Origin of the sequence: Peptoniphilus sp. oral taxon 836 str. F0141, assembly GCF_000179335.1 — a bacterium.
In the GTDB taxonomy this organism is placed as follows: domain Bacteria; phylum Bacillota; class Clostridia; order Tissierellales; family Peptoniphilaceae; genus Peptoniphilus_A; species Peptoniphilus_A lacrimalis.
Window position 1 is genome coordinate 42,171 of record NZ_AEAA01000041.1, and the last position, 21,819, is coordinate 63,989.

Sequence of the window (21,819 nt, forward strand, 5' to 3'; positions counted from 1 at the left end):
GAAAAATAGAATTGGACAATTTACTCATAATAAAAGTACATTAAATTTCAAGTTTAAATGTTACTAAAGTAAAATATAATATGAATTTTTAAACTTTTTTATTTATCTATAAGGGCAAAGGAAAATTCGCAAGTGGCTACTATCCTATCTTCTACTTTTACTTGTGATTTTGCTATGCCAATATTTAATTTTTCTTTTACAAGCTGAGTTTTTATATATGCTGTGTCGCCTGGCTTCAACTGGCTTTTAAATTTTGCATTTTTTATAGACGTAAAGACTGCAAGTTTATTTTTATTTGCTGATAAAATTGCAATTGCTCCTGTTTGTGCACAGGCTTCTATTATTAAAACCCCTGGCATTATGGGTCTATCTGGAAAATGTCCCTGAAAAAATTCTTCATTGTATGTGAGATTTTTTACCCCTAATGCCCATTTACCTTCTTCACCATCTATTATTTTATCTATTAATACAAAAGGATATTTGTGGGGAAGAATTTTTAAAATTTCTTCTATTTCATATTTCATCTTTTACCTTCTTAAAAATTACTGAAACATTATGACCGCCAAAACCAAGTGAATTTGTCATTACATAGGTCAAATTTTTGTCTAGGGCTTTGGTATTTATATTTATTGGGCACTCATCATCTTTTTCTTTATAATTAATTGTCGGAGGAATGAAATTATTATTCAAGGCTATTAAAGAAATTATTGCTTCTAAGGCTCCGCTTGCACCTAAGAGATGACCTGTCATTGATTTTGTGGAGGAAATATTTGCATGAGTAAAAAATTCTTTATAAATTTTACTTTCTACTTTGTCGTTTAACTTAGTTGAAGTTCCGTGAGCATTTATATATTCAATTTTTGTGGCATCAATTTTAGCTGAAGCTAAGGCATCTTCCATGGCTCTTTTGGCAAATTCTCCACTTTCTAAGGGAGCAGTTATATGATAGGCATCTGTTGTTGCTCCTGCTCCTATAATTTCCCCATAAATTTTTGCCTTTCTTTTTTTAGCTTGCTTATATTCTTCTAAAACTAAAATTCCTGCTCCCTCTCCCATTACAAATCCTTGTCGTTCTTTATCGAAGGGGATAGAGGCTCTATTTATATCATCTGAAGTGCTTAAAGCTTTCATTGATTCAAAACCAAAAATTCCTAATCTATTAATAGATGCTTCGCTGCCACCAACTATAACTATATTATTGTAACCATCTTTTATATGCCTGTAAGCATCTAAAATTGCTGTTAGTGATGAAGCGCATGCTGTTACACTTGTGGAGGAGTATCCATGAAGACCTAAATCTATTGCTATCATGGCAGATGTTATATTTGCTATTGACTTTGGAATAAAAAATGGAGAAATTTTTTCATATCCCTTGGTATTTGCTTTCTCGCTTTCTTCCTCTATTGTTGTAAGTCCACCAATTCCTGTCCCTATAATTATTGATGCGTTTTTTATTTCTTCTTTTGAAAGTTTACTATCTTTTAATGCATCTCTAGCTGCCAAAATGCCAAAGGCACTGACCCTATCCATCCTTCTCAATTCTTTTTTTGAAAAAAAATCTTCAAGATTTATATCAGCTTGGCATGCAAATTTTACTTTAGAATTTTTGTTATCGAAGAATGAAATTTCATTTAAAGCATTCTTGCCTATTTTTAAATTTTTTGTAAGCTTATCTATGGTATTTCCCAAGGGAGATATAAAACCAATTCCAGTAACTACGACTCTATTCATAATAAGCCTCCATCAACTACAATTTCTTGTCCATGAATATAAGAGGAATCTGAGCTTGCTAAAAAATATGCAAGACTTGCAACATCTTTTGCTTCTCCCAATCTTTTTGCTGAAATTTTATCTACATATTTATCTTCTAAGCCCTGTGTCATCTGACTTTTTATAAAGCCTGGACATATGGCATTTACATTTATATTTCTTGATGCAACTTCTGCACTTAAAGATTTTGTTAGACCCAAAAGTCCTGCTTTTGATGCTGCATAATTTGCCTGACCAATATTACCTCTTAATGCTACCACAGAGGAAATATTTATAATCTTTCCATATTTATTTTTTATCATATTTTTCAAGACATATTTACACATATAAAAGGCTGAATATAAATTGCTTTCTATAACATAGGAAAAATCTTCATCTTTCATTGTCAATAGAAGTTTATCTCTTGTGACTCCAGCATTATTAATAAGGACATGAATCTGACCAAATTTTTCAATGGTTTTTTCTACAATATTTTTACAATCGGATGAATTTCTTAAGTCACCTCTAAGGAATATTACATCCTTATCATCTTTAAATTCACATAAATTTATTAATTTTTCTTCACTTCTATAAGCCAGTGCAAGCTTATAATTTTCTTCTTTAAATTTTCTAGCACAAGCTAGACCAATCTTGCCACTTGCTCCCGTGATCAGGGCTACTTTATTCATATTTACTCCTAAATTCTTCATAAGACTTGTAAGTTGATATAGCATAAGTCTTTACGTTTTTATTAATTTTTTTGACAAACTTTGAAAGAACATTATAAAATCCTATCTCTACAAAGGTATCAATTCCATCATTTATCATATTTTCAATTATACTTTTAAATTTTACTGGGCTTGCTACTTGAAAAGCCATTATTTCTTTTAAATCTCCACCCTTATATTTTTGTCCGCTTAGGTTTAGGTAAAGACTTTTTTTGGGTGGTTTAAATTCAATATTTTCAAAAAAATCTCGCAAATCTTCTTTTACTGGATCCATATAAGATGTGTGGAAAGGTCCTGAAACTTTTAGGGAAATAGATCTAATTCCCCTATCTTTAAATATTTTTACTGCTTCCTGCAAAATATCCTTAGACCCAGAAATTACTATCTGTCCATCAGTATTGATGTTTGAAATTTGTCCAAAATTTTCTTTTGTACTTAATTTTTTTAAAACTTCTTCTACAAGGATATAATTATTTGTCATCAAGGCATACATTGATGTATCAAGTTTTTTGGAAACTTCCTGCATCCTTTGCCCCCTATATTTTGCAATTTTAATTGTATCTTCTATGCTTATTACATCTGACTTATAAAGGGCAGAGTATTCCCCAATAGATAAACCAGAAAAGCCATCAAAATCTATATCTCTTAGCAAAAAAGATACCATTGTTTGGAAACCTATAAGGGCAAGCTGGGTGTTTTTTGTTTCTTTAAGTTTTTTTTCATCCATATTAAAAACTTTTAAAATTTCATCTTTTTCTTTTAAATTATCAATAAAACTTCTTGCCTCTTTAGAATTTTCATAAAAATCAAGACCCATGTTTATTATTTGTGAGCCTTGACCAGCAAATAGTAGTGCTTTCATATATTAAAATAATCTCCTATAATTTCTTTTACATTTCTAATTTTATTTATTTGATCTATTCTTGCTCCAGAAAATACAAGTCCCTCAAAGCCTAGGACAGATTTTATTAGATATTCTGAAATACAATATTTCATATTTATTGAATCGCAAGTTTTTATACATCTTATGCAAGAAATATTTCTTTTCTTGATATTTTCTTTTTCTATATCATAAAGAAACTTATTTTTTATTGCCCTTGCAGGCATGCCTACGGGAGAATTTATTATTGCCAAATCTTCATCTCTTGCCCTTATGATTTCTTTTTTGAAATTTTCATGAGCATCACACTGGTAGCTTGCTATAAAGGGTGTTGCAACTTGAACTCCATAAGCTCCCATTGATAAAAATTCTTGGACTTCTTCTTTATTTCTTATACCACCCGCCGGAAAAACTTTGATGGGTAAATTTTCTTCTTTTAAATAATCTAAAATTTCTTTTGTAATTTCTCTTAGGCTTTTAGCTTTATTTACATCTTTAAAGCCGAGATGGCCACCAGCTAAAGGGCCTTCTACAATTATTAGATCTGGAACTTTATCAATTTTTTTCCATCTCTTTAAAATTATTTTTAATGCCCTTAGAGATGAAACAATAGGACCAATTAGGACATTTTTTCCCTTTGCCAGCTCGGCTAAATTTAAAGGAAGTCCTGCTCCAGAAACTATCAAATCTACACCAGCTTCAATTGATTTTTTTACAATCTCATCGTAATCAAAGCTCGCATACATAATATTCATGGCAATAATACCTTTGCCTTTAGAAATTTCTTTAGCTTTTTTAACTTCCTGAAAAATTGCCCTATAGTTAGCAGTCTTTCTGTTTTTAAAAAAATCTTTTTCTTTAAAGCCAATATCAGCTGCTGAAATTGTTCCAATGCCGCCTAATGATGCAACACTTCCTGCAAGTTTTGAAAGAGAAATTCCTACTCCCATTCCTCCCTGGATTATTGGTATTTTTACCTTATCTTCTATTCTCATAAAATTCTCGAACTTCTTTATATTCATGGTAAAATTTTTCAAATAAGTCCTTGATAGAGAGTATTTCATTTATTTGCCCGACAACTTCTCCTGCCATAATTGACCCATTTTCCATATCACCAACCTCAACTGCTTTTTTCAAGGCTCCTAAGGTAAGTTTTTCTAGAGCAAGTTTATCTTTATTTGTTTTTTCAATTTCAAGATAAGTCCTTGCCATCTTATTTTTTATTACTCTTGTTTTATAAGCATTTGTCAGTCCTATAACTGTTATGTTAGAAGATTTTGATTTTATTATTTTTTCCTTATAATTTTGGTGGATTGGACATTCAAAAGTTGCTAGTAAACTTGTGCCAAACTGAATTCCACTTGCTCCTAAAACTTCCGCAGCAAAAATTTGCCTACCTGATCCTATACCACCGGCTGCTACTACAGGAATATTTACTGCTTGTGCTACTTGAGGCAGAAGTACCATTGTTGAAATATCTCCTATGTGGCCAGCCGCCTCCTCACCTTCAACAATTATTCCATCAGCACCTAATTTTTCCATTCTTTTTGCAAGGGCTATGGATGATACTATTGGAAACACTTTGATCTTATTTTCTTTAAATCTTTTCATATATTTGCCAGGGTTTCCTGCTCCTGTAGTTAGAAATTTTATTCCTTGTGAAATCACAATATCAACCAAGGCATCAACTTGAGGATTTAGCAAAAGAAGATTAACTCCAAATAATTTATCTGTATTTTCTTTTGCGATTTTTATTTCTTTAAGCAGATCTTCTGGGCTCATCCCACCTGTACCTATTAAACCTAATCCACCAGCTTCAGATACGCTTGCTGCAAACTTTCCCTTAGAAATATTTGCCATCCCTCCCTGAATAAAGGGATATTTTATATTCAAAATTTTTTCTAAATTCATTTTAACCCCTAACTATACACGTTTGATAATTTAATCCTCCTCCAAAACCGCAGAGAAGAATTTTTTTGTCCTTTAATCTATTTTTTTCATACAAATCTCCCAGGCTCATTGCCACAGAAGCCGAAGATGTATTGCCCATTGTTTCTATGTTTGAATAAAAATATCCTTTAAAATGTTTCTCTACTGAATTTTTTATTCTCTCATTTGCCTGATGAAGTAAAAATATATCTATATCCTCATCTTTTAGGCATGATTCTTGCAAAAGTTTCTTTATAGACTTGGGAACTTCATTGATAGCAAATTTAAAAACTTCCCTACCATTCATTTTTAAATAAGAATTTCTTTTTAAAGTCAAATTTTTACTATCAAAAATTGTCCCTAAGTCCTTATAAAATTTTGATGAATCCTTTTTATACAAAACTGCTCCTGCACCATCGGCAAAAATTATCGCAGTAGACCTATCTGCCATATCTGTAAAATCTGATAATTTTTCAGCTCCAATTACAAGAGCTAGCTCATTTTCTTTGAGATAAGTTTCGCATAAGATGCTTGCTCCAACAAAACCTGAACAAGCCATATTTATATCAAAGGCTAAAACTTCCTGTGGAAGAGATAATTTTCCATGAACATAAGAAGCTAAAGATGGAACAATATAGTCCCCACCAATAGTTGAAACTATAAGTATTTTTATTCTTTCTTTCTCTTCCTGACTTAAGTTTAATTTAAAAGCCACATCTGTAGCCATTTCAGAAAGAGGCGTATGGGATATAAATCTTTCTTTTATTCCTGTTCTTTTTCTTATCCACTCATCTGTAGTATCCAGTCTTTTTTCAAAATAAACATTATCTCTTTTATCCTCTAAATCAATTTTTGAAGCTTTTTCTATAATTAATCCCAATTCATATACCTCTCGTGTCTTTTTTCTATTAATTCTACTGATGAAAATTTTTGTAAATCTTTAAATTTTTCATATACATCTTTTTGTAAATAAGAAAAAATTTCTTTATAATACTCATAAGATGGATCAATTTTCTCCGGAATTATTTCCTGACAGATGTCAAAATCTTTCATATCCTTTGCAGTAAATTTTAAAAGTTTTGCAGCTTCTTCTACTTTACTTGAATCTCTAAAAATTATTGAACCGAAACCCTCAGGTGAAAGAATGGAAAATATTGCATTTTCAAGCATAATTAAATAATCACAAAGACTTAAAGATAAGGCTCCTCCGGAATATCCTTCAGAAATAATTATTGAAATTATAGGAACTTTTAAAGAAGACATCGTTAAAAGAGAATTGGCAATTTGTTGAGATTGACCATTTTCTTCTGATTTTGGTGAGGGATTAGCTCCTGGAGTATCAATTATTGTTAGTACAGGTCTATTAAATTTTTCTGCTTCTTTAAAAATTCTTATAGCTTTTCTGAAACCTTCAGGGCTAACCATACCAAAATTGTTTTCTACTTTTTCCTGAAAAGTTTTTCCTTTTTCTATAGCTACGAAAGAAATATTTAAGTCTTTTATTCTACCTATTCCAGAAATTATTGAAGAGTCTTCTCCACCTATACGGTCGCCTTTAAAAATCAGCTTATCCTCTAAAATATTATCTAAAAAATCTATAGATGTTGGTCTGTTTTTTTCTCTAGCAAGATAGAGCCTATCAGTCGGACTGATGGAAATATTAGAAATTTTATTTTCCATATATTTTTTGTAGCTTTTCATATCTATATCTTTATTTAATTTTCTGTAATAATTTTCAAATATATCTTTAATTGCCATACATATCCTCATGAAATGATAAAATTTTTCCTAAATATTGACGTATTTCTTTTCTACATAAAATTTCATCTACAAAACCATTTTCTAAAAGAAGCTCAGCACTTTGAAAATCCTCAGATAATTTAATATTTAAAGTTTTTTCTATAACTCTTGGACCTGAAAAACCAATATGAGCATCCTTTTCAGCAATGATTATATCGCCTAGGCTTGCAAAACTTGCCGTTACACCACCCATTGTGGGATTTGTCAAAACTGAAATGTATAAATTTTTTTGCAAAAATTTTGATAAAGCGTTGACAGTATTTGCCATCTGCATAAGAGAAAAAATCCCCTCCTGCATTCTTGCACCCCCACTTAGGGCGAAGGAAATCAAAGGAAGGGAGTTTTCTTGTGCGATTTCAATGGCTTTTCTGATAATTTTACCTGTATTTAATGCCATTGAACCCATGAAAAATTCTTTTTCCATGGCAAAAACAAGGCAAGGATAGGATAAAATTTTCCCTTTTGCTAGTACCACAGCTTCCTTTAAACCAGTTCTTATATGAGCGTTTAAATATTTTCTATCATAATTGGGATAATTTATTTTATTTGAAAATGAAATATCAAAATCAATGACTTCATAGGAGGCATCCATAATTTCATCAATTCTTTTTAAGGCTGGAATGGGAAAATATCCACCGCATTTGCAAATGTAGGAATTTTTTTCTAATTCTTCCTCTGATATATACTTGTTGCAGATGGGACATTTTCGGATTTTTTTACCTCTAGCCTTAATCTTTGCCAAATTTCTTCCAGACCTTATATCAGCTAAAAGTTTTTTTCTATTATTCCAAAAACTTGTCATAGTAAGACCTCATTATTTTTAATATATTTTCTTCATTATTTTTTATAAAGGACGTATCATAATTACCTTTAATAAAGGAAAAATCGTGGCAAATTGTGTATAAGTACCAGATATTTGTTGAAATTCCAGAAACGAAGGTTTCTTCCAAGGCCCTCCTAAGTTTTTTTATAGCTAAAGTTCTTGTCCTATCCTTGACAATTAATTTACCGACCATAGAATCATAATAAGGTGAAATTTCTGATCCAGTAAATAAATCTGAATCAAATCTTGTATCAACTCCCCCAGGCTCATGAAAAAAATTTACTCGTCCGCAGGAAACTGAAAAATTATTTAGGGGGTCTTTAGCTATAATTCTTGCTTCTATAGCATGACCCTTAAGTTCAACTTTTAAATTTTTTATATCAAGACCAGATGCTATTTTAAGTTGGCTCTTGACTAAATCAACACCTGTAACCATTTCTGTAATCGGATGCTCAACTTGGATTCTTGTATTCATCTCTAAAAAATAAAAATTTTCATCTTTATCTACTAAAAATTCCACAGTCCCAGCATTTTTATATGCACAAGCCTTGGCAGATTTTCTTGCTGCATCATATAATTTTTCTCTCAAGCCTTGGGATATGCCAGGTGATGGAGATTCCTCAATCATTTTTTGATTTTCTCTTTGTATAGAGCAGTTTCTTTCACCTAAACATAAAATATTAGAAAAATCATCACAAAGTATTTGGACTTCTATATGTCGAGGATTTTCTATTAATTTTTCCATGTATATTGAATCATCTTTAAAAGATGCCTTAGCTTCCATTTTAACTAGAGGAAATTTTTCCACCAATTCTTCCCTAGAATCTACCCTTCTTATTCCTTTGCCACCACCGCCACTAGATGCCTTTAAAAGCAAGGGATAAGAAATTTTTTCGGCTATTTTTATAGCCTCTTCAACACTTTTTACATTCCCATCAGAACCAGGAACTGTTGGCACTCCATTTTCTCTCATTGTTTTTATAGCAAGAGATTTATTGCCCATATTTTTAATAGTTTCTGGGTCCGGTCCTATAAATTTGATTTTATTTTTCCTGACAAGATTTGCAAAATAATATGATTCTGATAAAAATCCATAGCCTGGATGAATACCATCACAATTTCTTGCCTTTGCCACAGTCAAAATTTTATCAACATTTAAATATGATTTAGCCGGCAAAGCCTCGCCAATTGAATAACTTTCATCAGCTAGTTTTACAAACAATGAATTTTCATCTGCCTTGGAATAAACTGCGCAAGTTTTGATTCCCATTTCATGGCAAGCTCTAATAATTCTCAGGGCAATTTCTCCCCTATTTGCAATTAATACTTTTTTTAACATTTTTCCATCTCAAAAATTACATCTCCCTGACCAACCAAGTCTTCGCTATTGAAGTTAATTTTTCTTATAATTCCATCAAAGGGTGCCTTAAGCTCGTTAAAAACTTTCATTGCTTCTAGGATACATAAAACTTGACCCTTCTTAACCTTGGAATTTAGTGAAACATAATTTTCCTTACCCTGTCCCTGTGATAAATAAATAACACCGACAATTGGAGAACGTATCTCTTCAAAAGTCTTTTCATGATTTTCTTTTAAAGGTGTCTTTGAATTTTTTATTTCAATTTCCGCTTTTTCTCCACCCTTTTCTAAAAAAAGTTCAAAATTATTATCTTTAAATTTTAATTTTGACAAATTTGAATTTATAAATTTATCAAAGATAGTGTCAAAATTATTCATTTTCTTTATCTACGAAGTTTACTATATCTGAAACTTTTTTAAACTTTTCCAAAACTTCATCAGGAATATCTATACCAAATTCTTCTTCAATAGCCATAGAAATTTCGACAGCATCCAAAGAATCAGCTCCTAAATCATCAGAAAGAAGCGAGTCGAGCTTAACTTCTTCAGGGCTAACTCCTAAATTTTCTACAATAATATTTTTAATTTTATCAAAAGTCATAATTATTCTCCTTTTTATAATTGTTTTATTTAATTTCTTTAAATAGTTTATATTGTTTTAATAACTATGTCAATAGATTTTTAATAACTTTTTTATTCCTAAAAATTAAAAAAAATCAGCCACTTAAAATTATGAGCTGATACATTTAATTACTTATTAGGTTAAATTTCTAAACTTTTTCAATATTTTTAAAATAAGTTTTTTGTTTCTAATTAAAGTTATATATTATGGTAAAAATTCAGTCTATAAAAGGGTAGCACTAAAGCACCACCCTCAATATTTTTTAAACTTCTTCTAAAACTCCAGTATAAGTAGCAAAATAATCTCCTTCTCCTCCGCCTGTAAGAAGAATTGTTAAATCTCCTCTGTAAGTTTTATCCTTATACTTATATTCATAATCTTTAACTATTTGTCTAAAGTCAAAGTCATCTTTTCTGAAATTAATCTTAAAGTTTTCAAGTTTTTTCCCATCATCTGATTCTTTAAAACTATCATTTTCTTCTTTAGTAAAACCCGCGTCCTTATAATTTATAAATTTCTCTTTTTCCATATCAACAGAACTTAAATCCGTTTCGTCTTCTTCCACTTTTACATTTTGATTTGTGCTGGTTTGTGCCTGGTCTTTAGTTTCGTTTTTCAGATTATTTTCTTCTACATTTACCGAAGAATTATTCTTAGGATTTTCCTGTACAACTTCTGTTTCATTTTTTCCTACTTCAGGCTTTTTTTCATTAGCTGGAGCTTTGTTGCAAGCTACAAAGCTTAATAAAATAAATATTAGAATCCCGCACAAAATTTTTAAATTTCTTTTCATTTAATCACTCCACTTTATAAATTTAAATATATAAATTAAAGGTCTTGCTACATTATGATTATTTGTTACTATAATTTAAAATCCTCTAAAATTTAAGCACGTCCCGCAAAATAAAGGTCACCTTCATAAACGCCAAAGTAATCTCCTGGAGTTCCTCCTGAATATTGAAAATATAAGGTTCCTCTAAACCTTAAACCATTTCTAACTATTTCAAACCCTCTTATTTCTTTAGCGAAATTTGGATATGATTGTCTTAGAGTTGTCCTATAGCCATATATAACATCATCGTCAAATCCTCTAAGATTTATTGAAGTATCAATAATTTTACTTTCTTGAATCTCCATCCCTTCTTTTGTAATATCATTAGCACAGCTATTAATATTACATGCAAATGTTTGCATTGTAATAAAAATAAAAGAAATTGCCATCATTATACTCAGTTTTTTTAATTATATTTTTATTAATTATAACCTCCTATATGCAACAAAACCTTTGTGTTTATACAATACCATAAAAATATTATTTAAACAACAATTTATTGTGTTAACTTTTTTGTATTAAATTTATCTTTCTAATTTATTTACAAACCATTTCTCCGTTTAAAAAATGCCATAGCCTATCACTATGACATTTTATTATTAATTTATATTAAGCCTATGTCTTTTCTGTAGTACATATCTTGAAAATTTATTTTTTCAATATTTTTATATACTTTTTTCCTTGCTTCTATTAAATCTTTTCCAAGGCTTGTTACTGATAAAACTCTTCCACCATCAGTATAATACTTTCCATCTTTTTTTACTGTTCCATTATGGAAAATAATTACATCTCCATCAACTTTATCAAGTCCTGTAATTTCTTTACCTTTTTGATAGGAGCTGGGATAACCTCCTGAACATAAAATTGTTGTTAAAGAAACCTCATCTTTCCACTTTATATCATCTTCACTTAAGGTATTATCTAAAGTTTTCATCATAATTTCCAGTAAATCGCCTTTTAATCTTGGCATCAATACTTCTGTTTCCGGATCTCCAAAACGCACATTAAATTCCAAGACTTTTGGAATATCATTTTCAATCATAAAACCAATAAATAAAATTCCATAGTAGGATATTTTTTCTTTATTAAATCCTATTTCTATGCCTTTTAAAATCTTTCTTATCTCTTCCTCGGTTTTTTGTGAAAATTTATCGCCTGGCGAATATGTGCCAACTCCCCCTGTATTTGGTCCCACGTTGCCGTCAAATATTTGCTTATGGTCCTTGCAAGTTTGTAATGGGAAGAGTTTATTATTTGAAACTATGCACAATAGCGATGCTTCAAAACCCTTTAGATATTCTTCTATTACTACTTTTTTTCCTTGGTCTTTAAATATTTTATCTATAAAAATTTTTTCCAGAGATTCCAATGCTTCTTTTTTATCTTGGCATATAAATACACCTTTACCTAAGCACAAACCGTCAGCCTTAATAACTAAGGGATAGGAAAATTCTCCTAGAGAATTTTTTGCACCGTCATAATCTATGAAAGATTTATATTTTGCAGTAGGGATATTATATTTTTCCAAAAATTTCTTGGTGAATTCTTTTGACCCTTCAAACCTTGCACAAGCTTTATCGGGTCCGAAAATTTTCAAATTATTTTCTTTGAATTTATCTACAATTCCTGCACAAAGTGGATCTTCAGGACCCACAACTGTTAAATCAATTTTTTCTTTTTTGGCAAAATCTAATAGTCCATCAATATCTGTAGGGGAAATATCAACATTTGTAGCAAAATCTTGACTTCCTCCGTTGCCCTTTGCCATATAAATCTTATCTATATTTTTTGATTTAGAAATTTTCCAAGCAAGAGCATTTTCTCTTCCGCCTGTTCCAATAATTAATACTTTCATATTCCTCCTAGTGTCTAAAATGTCTGATTCCTGTAAAAATTATTGCCATTTCGTGTTCATCTGCATATTCAATTACTTCCTTGTCTTTTACAGAACCTCCTGGCTGTATAATAGCCCTTACTCCAGCCTTATTTAAAAGTTCCATAGTATCTCTAAAGAAAAATCCATCAGATGCACAAACTGCTCCCTTAATTTTTTCTCCAGCCCTTTCAATTGCTTCCTCAACTGCCCAAGATCTCTTTGTTTGTCCTTGACCTATCCCAAGACTTGCTCCATCTTTTGCAATTACTATTGAATTTGAAGCAGTATATTTTACACACTTAAAGGCAAATTTCAAATCTTCCATTTCTTTTTCTGTGGGTTTATTTTTTGAAACAATTTGCAACTTATCTTCATCTAATAAAATATCATCATAATCTTGAACAATTATCCCATTTAAAACTTCTTTAGAAGATGTGTCTAATTCAAAGTTATTGAAATCTTTAAGCTCAATAAGTCTTATATTTTTCTTCTTTTCCAAGATTTCAAGAGCTTCAGGAGTAAAGCCTTGTGCTACAATAATTTCCAAGAAAATTTCATGCAAAAGTTCGGCTGCTTCTTTATCTACAATATTATTTATTGCAATGATACCACCAAAAATTGATTCATCATCACAATCTCTTGCTTTTATAAAAGCTTCCTTAACACTTTTTCCACTTCCTATGCCACAAGGATTAGTATGTTTTACTGCAACAACTGTTATCTCATCAAATTCACGAGCTGCTTTAACTGCTGCAAACATATCATAAAGATTATTGTAGGAAATTTCTTTGCCATGTAATTTTTTATATGGTGCATAAATCTTACCTTGGTAATAAGCTGCCTCTTGATGAGAATTTTCTCCATATCTCAACTTATTTGAGAAGGTATATGATTTATTAATATATTTTGGAAATTTTTCTTCTGCTTTTTCTTGAAAATAATTACAGATAACTGAGTCATAATGAGCAGTTAATGAAAAAGCTTTTCTGGCTAATGTTTCTCTAAAAGTCATATCAATTTTATTCTCTTTTAGAGCTTCTATTATGCTCTTATAATCTGACGGTTCTGTAACAATAAGTACATCCTTATAATTTTTTGCTGCAGCCCTAATCATTGATGGACCACCTATATCTATGTTTTCTATTAAAGTTTCATGGTCTTTACCTTCTCTAAGACAATTTTCAAAGGGATAAAGATTATTAACTATCATATCAATTGGCTTTATTTGTTCTTCTTCTATAGTTTTTTTATCGTCTTTATTATCTCTTCTGAATAAAATACCACCATGAATTTTAGGATGAAGGGTTTTTACTCTGCCTGATAATATCTCTCTTTGTCCTGTTACTTCTTCAACTTCTTTAACAGGAATATTATTTTCTTTTAGTGTTTTAAATGTCCCTCCAGTAGAGATAATTTCCCAATCTAAAGCTACAAGTTCTCTTGCAAATTCTACAATATTTTCTTTGTCATAAACCGAAATTAAAGCTCTCATAATACTACCTTTCTATTTTCACTCTGTTTTCAATAACTCTTAAAGACCCTTGGCAAAAAAGTCTTACACTTTCTACTAAAATTCTATGTTCAACTTCCAAAACTCTTTTTTGTAAAACTTCTGGACTATCTTCAAAATTAACCTTTACAGCTTCTTGCATAATGATCGGTCCCATGTCAGTTTCAGCCGTAACAAAATGAGTAGTTGCTCCTGTTAGCTTAACTCCACTTTCAATAACTTTTTCATGAACCTTTATACCATAAAAACCATCTCCACAAAAAGATGGTATTAGAGAAGGATGGATATTAATAATCCTATTCTCAAAGTTTTTAATAATAAAATCTGGTAAAATTTTTAAATAGCCCGCTAAGACTATTAAATCAATATCTTCATCTTGTAAAATTTTAAGGATTTTTTCATTATCTTTTTCTACAATATTTTTTATGCCTGCATTTTGAGCTCTAACTAAGCCGTAGGCACTTTTTTTGTTAGATAAAACAAGCTTAATTTTACCCTTAAAAACGTTTTTGTCTTGTCCTTCTATTAAGGCGGCAAGATTAGTGCCGCCACCTGAAATAAAAACTGCAATATTAATATTTGAGGTCAATCTTATTATCCCCTTTTACTACACTACCAACTTTATAAATTGAATCATAATCTTTAAAATGATCCATTACTTTCTTTTCATCATTTTTATCCACTGCAAAAATTAGACCTATACCCATATTAAAAGTTCCATACATATCTTCTAATTTAAGATTTCCCCATTCTTGTAATAAATTAAAAATTTGAGGTCTTTTAACTTTACTTAAATCAACTTTTGCACAAAATCCATTTGGAATCATACGCGGCACATTTTCGTAGAAACCTCCACCTGTGATATGGCACATTCCATGAATTAGACCTTCTTCCACAAGGGGTAGCATCTCTTTAACATAAATTTTTGTCGGTTCCAATAAAGTTTGACCTAAGTTTTTTTCTAGTCCTTGAAATTTTTGATCTAGGGAAAAGTTATTTTCTTCAAATACAATTTTTCTAACCAGTGAATAACCATTTGAATGTATGCCTGAAGAGGATAGTCCAAAAAGAATATCCCCTTCTTTTATTAAAGATTTATCTATAATTTTTTTCTTATCAACAATTCCTACTGCAAAGCCTGCTAAATCATAATCGTCAATGTTATAAACACCTGGCATTTCTGCAGTTTCTCCACCAATTAAAGAAGCTCCAGCAATCTTACATCCTAAACTTACACCCTTAACAATTTCTGCCATTTTTTCAGGCACAAGTTTACCAGCTCCAATATAGTCAAGGAAAAATAAAGGTTTAGCACCTTGGCACAAAATATCATTTACACACATTGCTACACAATCTATGCCAATAGTGTCATTTTTTTTCATCTTTTGAGCTATTATTACCTTAGTTCCTACTCCATCAGTTCCTGAAGCTAAAACAGGTTCTTCGATATTTTTGAAATTTATATCATAAAGACCTGAAAAACCTCCAATAGCTGAAAGTACATTAGAATCGTGAGTTTTTTCAACAATAGTTTTAATTAGTTTAACTTCTTCTTGACCGGCTGCTACATCAACGCCAGCATCTTTATAATTAATTGACATTTATCTTACTCCTTAAATGGGTCATTGCCCCCAAAACATTTTTCATAGTAATTTTTATTACCGCAAGCTTCACGTAAGCCTTCTAAACTAATATATCCTAAAGAATCGGCACCTATTAGTTTTCTAACTTCTTCAATGCTTCTGTCATGAGAAATAAGTTCTTCTTCTTTTGGAATATCAAAGGTTAAAGAACCAGAATTAATTACTGGAGGAGATGCTATTCTTATATGAATTTTATTGACTCCTGAATCCTTTAATATTTCTATAACTCTTTTTATAGTATTTCCTCTTACTATAGAGTCATCAACAAGAACTACATCCTTTCCCTTTAAAAATTTCTTAATCGGATTAAGTTTAATTTTTATATCTTTTTTTCTCATATCATCTGTTGGTAGGATGAAAGTTCTTCCTATATATTTATTTCTAACGATGGCATTTTCATATTCTATTCCACTAGCCTTGGCAAATCCAATAGCAGCAATAAGACCTGAATCTGGAGAGCCAACAACTATATCTGCCTTAACAGGATTTTCTCTATAAAGTATTTCTCCCATTTTTAGTCTAGCATCATATACTGAAACTCCATCAATTATAGAATCTGGTCTTGCTGTATAAACCATTTCAAAAATACATGGGCAATAAGCTCTTTCTTTGGCAAAATAAGACTTATAACCATTTTTGTCGATAACGACTATTTCACCGGCTTGCAAGAAGTGATCCACTTGACCACCATTGGCTTCTATAGCACAACTTTCTGTTGAAACTATAGTTTCACAACCCTTGTGACCAATTACAAGAGGTTTTATTCCATAAGGGTCACGAATGGCAATCATCTTATCTTCTTTGGCAAATAAAATAGAATAAGCTCCCTTCAAATAAGAAATAAATTCTATAATATCATCCATACTTCTATTTAAAACTTCTGAGATTTCTTCGGCTTCAACTTTATTAATAAACTTTCCATCAATAGCTATTAAAGCTTTTTCCCCTTCAGTTCCTGGATAAAACACCCAAGGCATAGGTAAAAGGGTTTTATCATCATCAGAAAATGGATATCTAACGTGAGATAAACCCACATATCCTTCTAATCTATTTATGTTATCAAATTTAATGTTATCCGTTACAAGTCCTTTGCCCTTGACTTCTGAAAGTTTGTCATTTTCTAATAATGAAACTCCCATTGCATCTTGACCCCTGTGTTGGAGGGCAAATAAACCTGAATAAATTGTAGGAAAAACATTAACATTTTTTTTGCTTGAAAATACTCCAAATATTCCGCTCATATCTTAACCTTCATATCTATATTCTGTATTTTTAATTTTTTCAGCCATCGTTTTTTTGAAATTGTCAAGCTTTCTTTGAAGTTCTTGATCTTTTAAAGCAAGCATTTGAACTGCAAGAATTGCTGCATTTTCTCCGCCATTAACTGCAACTGTAGCAACAGGTACACCACTTGGCATTTGAACTGTTGAAAGAAGTGAATCAAGTCCATCCATAAGAGAAGACTTAACAGGGATTCCAATTACAGGTCTTGTTGTTATACCTGCAATTACTCCAGCTAAGTGAGCTGCTTTGCCAGCAATTCCAATAAATACTTCAGATTCTTCTTGGGCATTTTCTACATAATTTTTTAAAAGATCAAGTGCCCTATGAGCTGAAATAACTTTTACTTCATAATGAACATCAAATTCCTTAAGTTTTTTTACAACTTTGTCCGCAATTTCTCTATCGGAAATTGAACCCATTATTATTGAAACTCTCAATTTTACCTCCTAATAAATTTTTACCCTATAACATATTTAAGGAAAAGAAGTCCTACAAAAAAGAAAATCATATCTAGTAAAATACTTTTAATGTAAAAACAATCTTTTCCTTCTACAAATAATTTCTGATTAAATTCCCATATATTTTGAAAGTTCAAGAGGTTTAATATACTTACCATCCTTGTAAGCTCTCATATTTCCTCCAGAAACTTCATCAATTAAAACTATTTCATCAGAACCTGCTAAACGACCATATTCCAATTTAATATCGTAAAGGTCAAGTCCTTTTTCCTTTAGTATATCTTTAATGATATTAGAAATTTTAATATTCATTTGGCAAATTTTATCATATTCCCCTTCTTTTAAAATTCCTAATTGAACTAAAGCATCTTCGATAATTAGAGGGTCATCTCTATCGTCATCTTTTAGAGTTATTTCTGTATAATTATTAAGTGGTTTTCCTTCTTCAATATATGAACCATATCTTCTAATAAAAGATCCAACTGCAATAAATCTTGTAATAACTTCAATACCCTTGCCAAAAACTGAAGCTTTTTTAACTTCCATAACATTTTTTTCAAGATCAGCATTTATATAGTGAGTTTTTATTCCTTCTTCTTTAAGTCTTTCAAAGAAATATTTTGAAACTTTAATACATTCATGACCTGCACCTGCAACTGAACCTGCTACTTGATTTCCGCCAGTATCAAAAACACCATCAGTTCCTGTCATATCATCCTTAAATTGCATAAAAAATTTTCCATCTTCTTGAAATAAGTTTTTTGTCTTTCCTCTGTAAGTAACTTCCATCTTAAAACATCCTTTCTCAAAAAAAATAAGCCCGAGAGATAGGTTAGCGAAACCTATCCCCCTGGGCTTTTGTCCCTATGGTGTAATGCCTACGGCACTCGTACCGCTCGGTCCTTAGATAAATCTCGGATCCCTAGGCACGCTTTCGCTCACTTTCATGAGCTCTCGTATAGTCATAGTATCAATAATATTATTAAAAGTCAATAACTTTTTAAGTAAGATTATCCTAAATTTTCATAAGTTTTTGTTCACACTAGAAAAATAAAGTTTTAATCTCCATTAAATTTATTAACTTTTTTTAGAAATAATTTCTTGAAAAAAGACTCCCTTTATATTTAAGGAGTCTAAAACTTAGGAGGCATTATTAATTTTTAAATAAATTTATTAACTTTTGGAAAAATCCAACTTTACTTGTCTTTTCTTCTCTTTCCACCACAATATCTTCATATTGCCTATAAATATTTTCTTGTTTAACTTTTTCTTCCCTTTCTGCCTTTTCAATAAAATACTCTTGAGATGAAATTTTCTCCCCGTCTGTGTCAAATTTTTCGTATTCTCCACCGGAGTTCATCAGCCTCCCTCCCACATTGTCCTTTAGTTGCACATCTATATAAGATAAAATTCTTTTTTTTATATCAGGATCAAGTATAGGAGTTGCGATTTCAACTCTTTTTTCTGTGTTTCTAGTCATAAGGTCTGCTGAAGATATATACACATGTTGGGCATCTTTTCCGAAAACATAAATTCTTGGGTGTTCCAAAAATCTTCCTACGATTGACCTTATAGTGATATTGTCACTGTAGCCTTTTATACCCGGTATTAGACAAGAAATTCCTCTAATTATCAAATCAACCTTACAGCCCTTTTGACTAGCCTCAACAAATTTTTCAATAAATTCTTTATCAGTCAGAGAGTTAAATTTACAGCAAATATATCCCTTTTCTCCCTTATTAATTTCCATATTAACATAATCCATTAAGCCTGTTTTTAAAGATGTGGGAGATTGTAGTAGGTACTTATATTTACCATTCAAATTTCCCATGGACATATTTTTAAAAAAGTCTGTAGCGTCAAGACCTATATCTGGATTTGCAGTCATAAAACAAAAATCCGTATATTGTTTAGCTGTTGATTCGTTATAGTTACCCGTCCCTATTTGGCTTATATATGAAAGATTTCCAAATTTATCTCTAAAGGTTATCAAACAAATTTTTGAATGTATTTTATAAGCATTAAAGCCGTAAATTATATTGCAGCCTTCTTCATAAAGCATATTTGCATAGTTAATGTTACTCTCTTCGTCAAATCGTGCTTTTAATTCAACAAAAACAGTTACTTCTTTCCCATTTTGAGCTGCATCGCAAAGATATCTAACTACTTTAGAATTCTTTGCCAGCCTATAAATTGTTATTTTAATTGACCTACATTCAGAATCCTTAGACGCCTCTTTTAATAGCTGCAAAAATGTTTCCATCGTTTCATAGGGATATGACAAAAGCCTATCTTTTTCCCTAATAGCAGAAATAATTGAGCTATCTTGTCCTAATGGATTGTGGGCGATGAATGGTTTGTAAAGAAGTTCATTTTTCCTTGCTCCTGGAATATCATCAATAAGTGTAAATACATATTTCATAAGCAGGGGGGAATCCAGTTCAAAAACCTGTTTTGCTTTAATATTTAGCTGCTTAAGTAAAAATTCTAACACCGGTTCCGGCAATTTTCCACAGGATTCAACTCTTACCACATCAAGCCTTTTCCTCTTTTTTAAAATATTTTTCATATAGGCTTGGTAATCGTCAAATTCTTCCAGTGTATCTCTATCATCTGTAAAATCTGTATTTCTGGTCGTCTTAAAAACATTATTGCTAATTATTTTATAGCCCTTAAAAATATTTTCCATTTGAGCTAATAAAATATCTTCCATTAAAATATAATCTGTGTTTTGTCCTGGTAATAGTAAGTATGTAACATAAGATTTCCTTACGGGAACAATGCCAAAAACATTTTTTCCATTTTTTTCCAAATAACAAATTATATATAATTTATTATTTTCCAAAAATGGAAAAGGATGGTTTAAGTCTACTATTTGAGGCGAAACTAATTGATCAATATTTTTTAGATAAAAATCATCAATGAAATTTTTTTGTTCTTCATTTGCTTCTTCATATTTTAAATTTCTAATTTTATAGTTTCTTAACTTTTCAGTGATTTCTTTGTATATCTTATCTTTTTTTGCATACATAGGAGGAAGCATTTCAAGTATGGCATTAATTTGTTCATTTGCGTTCATATCAGTTTTATTATCACGAGCTTCTTTTTTTAACAGTGATAAGTCGTGCAAAGAGCCAACTCTTACCATAAAAAACTCGTCTAAATTAGAAACAAATATACTTACAAACTTTAATTTTTCTAGTAGCGGAACATGATCTTCCACCGCTTCTTCTAATACTCTTTCATTAAACCTCAACCAAGATAACTCTCTATTTTGAAAAAATTTTTCGCTCATTTAATTTCCTTCCAATACTCTTAAATGCAAGTAACCCTCACGCACTCCCTTGTTTGAAACTTGTATATCTTCGATGTGAAGATATTTACATACTGTAAATAAAATAATAAGTCCTGGAACAAGGGTATGAATCCTCGATGGATTTACCTTAATTATTGTTCTTATTGTTTCTTTATCTTTATTCTTTATATTTAATAATAAATTATCAAGCTCATTTAGGCTGAAACATTTTTCATCTTTTCCATATAGCTCACTAATTACTTTACCGCAGGCACGGACTGTACCACCGATTCCAATAAGCGTATTATAAGTATTTTTAAAATTCTTGGAACTTATTTCCTTCAATACTTTTTTTTGAATTAAATCTATTTCCTTTTTCTTAGGAATAACTACTGAAACATATTGAGAAAATAAAAGTAAAGAGCCTATTTGCAAATTTAAAAATTCACTAGCTTTATTTTTTTTGAAAGATACAATTTCTGTACTGGCACCTCCAATATCAATTGTAAGTCCCTTATCAATATTAAAATCTTCAAAAATCCCTACATTACCCATGAGAGCTTCTTCTTTTTGACTTAACACATCAATATCAATATCAAGCTTTTCTTTAACCTCTCTTAGAACCTCATCCCTGTTAGATAAATTTCTTAAAGAAGCTGTTGCAAAAGGATTGAAACTGCAATTACCAATTAAATCCACAATTCTTTTTATAGATTCAAGAGTTCTTATCAATTTTTTAATTCCCTTAGTGCTTAAAGCTCCATTTTCCACATAACTTATAAGACCAGCAGTATATTTCTTATCAAATATATTCCTTTCCTGATTTTTGTAAATTTCAAAAATAATAAGTCTAATTGTGTTTGAACCTATATCAACTATTGCATAATTCATTATTAACCCCTAACTATTTCAAATAAATTCTAACCTTGCATTGTAAAGTTTTTGTAAAGAATTAATTTATACTATGTAATTTTTATACCCTAAATACAATAAAAAATGTAATATTTATAATGTAAAATCTTTAGGTCACT

Annotated in this window: 23 protein-coding genes; all 23 read right to left on the minus strand. The window is 30.5% G+C overall.

All coding sequences use genetic code 11. The annotated features are described in order from the left end of the window. Window positions 1-98: 98 nt before the first annotated feature. Window positions 99-524 (minus strand): 3-hydroxyacyl-ACP dehydratase FabZ, encoded by a 426-nt coding sequence (gene fabZ, locus HMPREF9131_RS01660; protein WP_004826083.1) that lies wholly within the window; start codon window positions 522-524, stop codon window positions 99-101. Further along, window positions 514-1,731, minus strand: coding sequence for a beta-ketoacyl-ACP synthase II (gene fabF / locus HMPREF9131_RS01665; RefSeq protein WP_009344991.1), 1,218 nt, complete (start codon window positions 1,729-1,731; stop codon window positions 514-516). Before fabF ends, fabZ begins: the two co-directional genes overlap by 11 nt. After that, complete coding sequence (locus HMPREF9131_RS01670; protein WP_009345028.1) at window positions 1,728-2,438, minus strand: SDR family oxidoreductase; 711 nt, start codon at window positions 2,436-2,438, stop codon at window positions 1,728-1,730. Before HMPREF9131_RS01670 ends, fabF begins: the two co-directional genes overlap by 4 nt. After that, on the minus strand, window positions 2,431-3,339 hold the full coding sequence (locus HMPREF9131_RS01675) for an ACP S-malonyltransferase (protein ID WP_009345032.1): 909 nt from the start codon (window positions 3,337-3,339) through the stop codon (window positions 2,431-2,433). Before HMPREF9131_RS01675 ends, HMPREF9131_RS01670 begins: the two co-directional genes overlap by 8 nt. Beyond that, a complete protein-coding gene (locus HMPREF9131_RS01680; RefSeq protein ID WP_009345034.1) occupies window positions 3,336-4,352 on the minus strand; it encodes a nitronate monooxygenase family protein in 1,017 nt (338 codons plus the stop codon). The genes HMPREF9131_RS01675 and HMPREF9131_RS01680 overlap by 4 nt, the downstream gene beginning before the upstream one ends. Further along, a complete protein-coding gene (locus HMPREF9131_RS01685; RefSeq protein ID WP_009345025.1) occupies window positions 4,336-5,268 on the minus strand; it encodes a nitronate monooxygenase in 933 nt (310 codons plus the stop codon). The genes HMPREF9131_RS01680 and HMPREF9131_RS01685 overlap by 17 nt, the downstream gene beginning before the upstream one ends. Window position 5,269: 1 nt before the next feature. After that, a complete protein-coding gene (locus HMPREF9131_RS01690; RefSeq protein ID WP_009345023.1) occupies window positions 5,270-6,166 on the minus strand; it encodes a 3-oxoacyl-[acyl-carrier-protein] synthase III C-terminal domain-containing protein in 897 nt (298 codons plus the stop codon). Beyond that, entirely contained in the window at window positions 6,157-7,044 is an 888-nt protein-coding gene (locus tag HMPREF9131_RS01695) for a carboxyl transferase domain-containing protein (protein WP_009345011.1), read from the minus strand. The genes HMPREF9131_RS01690 and HMPREF9131_RS01695 overlap by 10 nt, the downstream gene beginning before the upstream one ends. Continuing rightward, complete coding sequence (locus HMPREF9131_RS01700) at window positions 7,034-7,888, minus strand: acetyl-CoA carboxylase carboxyltransferase subunit beta (RefSeq protein ID WP_009345006.1); 855 nt, start codon at window positions 7,886-7,888, stop codon at window positions 7,034-7,036. The genes HMPREF9131_RS01695 and HMPREF9131_RS01700 overlap by 11 nt, the downstream gene beginning before the upstream one ends. Then, window positions 7,869-9,248: an acetyl/propionyl/methylcrotonyl-CoA carboxylase subunit alpha gene (locus HMPREF9131_RS01705; protein WP_009345026.1), complete on the minus strand. Its 1,380-nt coding sequence runs from the start codon at window positions 9,246-9,248 to the stop codon at window positions 7,869-7,871. The genes HMPREF9131_RS01700 and HMPREF9131_RS01705 overlap by 20 nt, the downstream gene beginning before the upstream one ends. Next, complete coding sequence (locus HMPREF9131_RS01710) at window positions 9,242-9,646, minus strand: acetyl-CoA carboxylase biotin carboxyl carrier protein subunit (RefSeq protein WP_009345001.1); 405 nt, start codon at window positions 9,644-9,646, stop codon at window positions 9,242-9,244. Before HMPREF9131_RS01710 ends, HMPREF9131_RS01705 begins: the two co-directional genes overlap by 7 nt. Continuing rightward, window positions 9,639-9,869, minus strand: coding sequence for an acyl carrier protein (gene acpP / locus HMPREF9131_RS01715; protein WP_004825905.1), 231 nt, complete (start codon window positions 9,867-9,869; stop codon window positions 9,639-9,641). Before acpP ends, HMPREF9131_RS01710 begins: the two co-directional genes overlap by 8 nt. A 283-nt stretch (window positions 9,870-10,152) precedes the next feature. Further along, on the minus strand, window positions 10,153-10,683 hold the full coding sequence (locus HMPREF9131_RS01720) for a hypothetical protein (protein ID WP_004825981.1): 531 nt from the start codon (window positions 10,681-10,683) through the stop codon (window positions 10,153-10,155). A gap of 92 nt (window positions 10,684-10,775) precedes the next feature. Then, window positions 10,776-11,111 carry a hypothetical protein gene (locus HMPREF9131_RS01725; RefSeq protein WP_036744135.1) on the minus strand — a complete coding sequence of 112 codons (336 nt, stop codon included), beginning with the start codon at window positions 11,109-11,111 and terminating at the stop codon, window positions 10,776-10,778. Between the two features lie 215 nt (window positions 11,112-11,326). Next, a complete protein-coding gene (gene purD / locus HMPREF9131_RS01730; RefSeq protein WP_009344993.1) occupies window positions 11,327-12,577 on the minus strand; it encodes a phosphoribosylamine--glycine ligase in 1,251 nt (416 codons plus the stop codon). 7 nt (window positions 12,578-12,584) lie between these two features. Then, window positions 12,585-14,090, minus strand: a complete 1,506-nt coding sequence (purH, locus tag HMPREF9131_RS01735) for a bifunctional phosphoribosylaminoimidazolecarboxamide formyltransferase/IMP cyclohydrolase (protein WP_009344996.1) — start codon at window positions 14,088-14,090, stop codon at window positions 12,585-12,587. 4 nt (window positions 14,091-14,094) lie between these two features. Continuing rightward, window positions 14,095-14,697, minus strand: a complete 603-nt coding sequence (gene purN, locus HMPREF9131_RS01740; protein WP_009345029.1) for a phosphoribosylglycinamide formyltransferase — start codon at window positions 14,695-14,697, stop codon at window positions 14,095-14,097. Next, complete coding sequence (gene purM, locus HMPREF9131_RS01745) at window positions 14,681-15,709, minus strand: phosphoribosylformylglycinamidine cyclo-ligase (protein ID WP_009345033.1); 1,029 nt, start codon at window positions 15,707-15,709, stop codon at window positions 14,681-14,683. The genes purN and purM overlap by 17 nt, the downstream gene beginning before the upstream one ends. A 5-nt stretch (window positions 15,710-15,714) precedes the next feature. Then, the gene (locus HMPREF9131_RS01750; RefSeq protein WP_009344988.1) at window positions 15,715-16,992 is read right to left on the minus strand and encodes an amidophosphoribosyltransferase; all 1,278 of its coding nucleotides are present in this window, start codon (window positions 16,990-16,992) and stop codon (window positions 15,715-15,717) included. Window positions 16,993-16,995: 3 nt separating this feature from the next. Beyond that, complete coding sequence (purE, locus tag HMPREF9131_RS01755; RefSeq protein WP_009344986.1) at window positions 16,996-17,472, minus strand: 5-(carboxyamino)imidazole ribonucleotide mutase; 477 nt, start codon at window positions 17,470-17,472, stop codon at window positions 16,996-16,998. Window positions 17,473-17,601: 129 nt separating this feature from the next. Next, complete coding sequence (locus HMPREF9131_RS01760) at window positions 17,602-18,282, minus strand: phosphoribosylaminoimidazolesuccinocarboxamide synthase (protein WP_009344989.1); 681 nt, start codon at window positions 18,280-18,282, stop codon at window positions 17,602-17,604. A gap of 364 nt (window positions 18,283-18,646) precedes the next feature. After that, window positions 18,647-20,788: a polyphosphate kinase 1 gene (gene ppk1 / locus HMPREF9131_RS01765; protein WP_009344997.1), complete on the minus strand. Its 2,142-nt coding sequence runs from the start codon at window positions 20,786-20,788 to the stop codon at window positions 18,647-18,649. Then, complete coding sequence (locus HMPREF9131_RS01770; RefSeq protein ID WP_009345018.1) at window positions 20,789-21,679, minus strand: phosphatase; 891 nt, start codon at window positions 21,677-21,679, stop codon at window positions 20,789-20,791. Between the last annotated feature and the right edge of the window lie 140 nt (window positions 21,680-21,819).

Excerpts from the sequence above, each read along its gene's own strand:
- purH (WP_009344996.1), bottom strand. The coding sequence starts at position 14,090 with ATGAGAGCTTTAATTTCGGTTTATGACAAAGAAAATATTGTAGAATTT.
- HMPREF9131_RS01725 (WP_036744135.1), bottom strand. The coding sequence starts at position 11,111 with ATGGCAATTTCTTTTATTTTTATTACAATGCAAACATTTGCATGTAAT.
- HMPREF9131_RS01720 (WP_004825981.1), bottom strand. The coding sequence starts at position 10,683 with ATGAAAAGAAATTTAAAAATTTTGTGCGGGATTCTAATATTTATTTTA.
- purM (WP_009345033.1), bottom strand. The coding sequence starts at position 15,709 with ATGTCAATTAATTATAAAGATGCTGGCGTTGATGTAGCAGCCGGTCAA.
- HMPREF9131_RS01710 (WP_009345001.1), bottom strand. The coding sequence starts at position 9,646 with ATGAATAATTTTGACACTATCTTTGATAAATTTATAAATTCAAATTTG.
- HMPREF9131_RS01695 (WP_009345011.1), bottom strand. The coding sequence starts at position 7,044 with ATGGCAATTAAAGATATATTTGAAAATTATTACAGAAAATTAAATAAA.
- HMPREF9131_RS01670 (WP_009345028.1), bottom strand. The coding sequence starts at position 2,438 with ATGAATAAAGTAGCCCTGATCACGGGAGCAAGTGGCAAGATTGGTCTA.
- HMPREF9131_RS01685 (WP_009345025.1), bottom strand. The coding sequence starts at position 5,268 with ATGAATTTAGAAAAAATTTTGAATATAAAATATCCCTTTATTCAGGGA.
- fabZ (WP_004826083.1), bottom strand. The coding sequence starts at position 524 with ATGAAATATGAAATAGAAGAAATTTTAAAAATTCTTCCCCACAAATAT.
- HMPREF9131_RS01680 (WP_009345034.1), bottom strand. The coding sequence starts at position 4,352 with ATGAGAATAGAAGATAAGGTAAAAATACCAATAATCCAGGGAGGAATG.
- ppk1 (WP_009344997.1), bottom strand. The coding sequence starts at position 20,788 with ATGAGCGAAAAATTTTTTCAAAATAGAGAGTTATCTTGGTTGAGGTTT.
- purD (WP_009344993.1), bottom strand. The coding sequence starts at position 12,577 with ATGAAAGTATTAATTATTGGAACAGGCGGAAGAGAAAATGCTCTTGCT.
- HMPREF9131_RS01675 (WP_009345032.1), bottom strand. The coding sequence starts at position 3,339 with ATGAAAGCACTACTATTTGCTGGTCAAGGCTCACAAATAATAAACATG.
- HMPREF9131_RS01750 (WP_009344988.1), bottom strand. The coding sequence starts at position 16,992 with ATGAGCGGAATATTTGGAGTATTTTCAAGCAAAAAAAATGTTAATGTT.
- acpP (WP_004825905.1), bottom strand. The coding sequence starts at position 9,869 with ATGACTTTTGATAAAATTAAAAATATTATTGTAGAAAATTTAGGAGTT.
- HMPREF9131_RS01760 (WP_009344989.1), bottom strand. The coding sequence starts at position 18,282 with ATGGAAGTTACTTACAGAGGAAAGACAAAAAACTTATTTCAAGAAGAT.
- HMPREF9131_RS01705 (WP_009345026.1), bottom strand. The coding sequence starts at position 9,248 with ATGTTAAAAAAAGTATTAATTGCAAATAGGGGAGAAATTGCCCTGAGA.
- fabF (WP_009344991.1), bottom strand. The coding sequence starts at position 1,731 with ATGAATAGAGTCGTAGTTACTGGAATTGGTTTTATATCTCCCTTGGGA.
- HMPREF9131_RS01700 (WP_009345006.1), bottom strand. The coding sequence starts at position 7,888 with ATGACAAGTTTTTGGAATAATAGAAAAAAACTTTTAGCTGATATAAGG.
- HMPREF9131_RS01770 (WP_009345018.1), bottom strand. The coding sequence starts at position 21,679 with ATGAATTATGCAATAGTTGATATAGGTTCAAACACAATTAGACTTATT.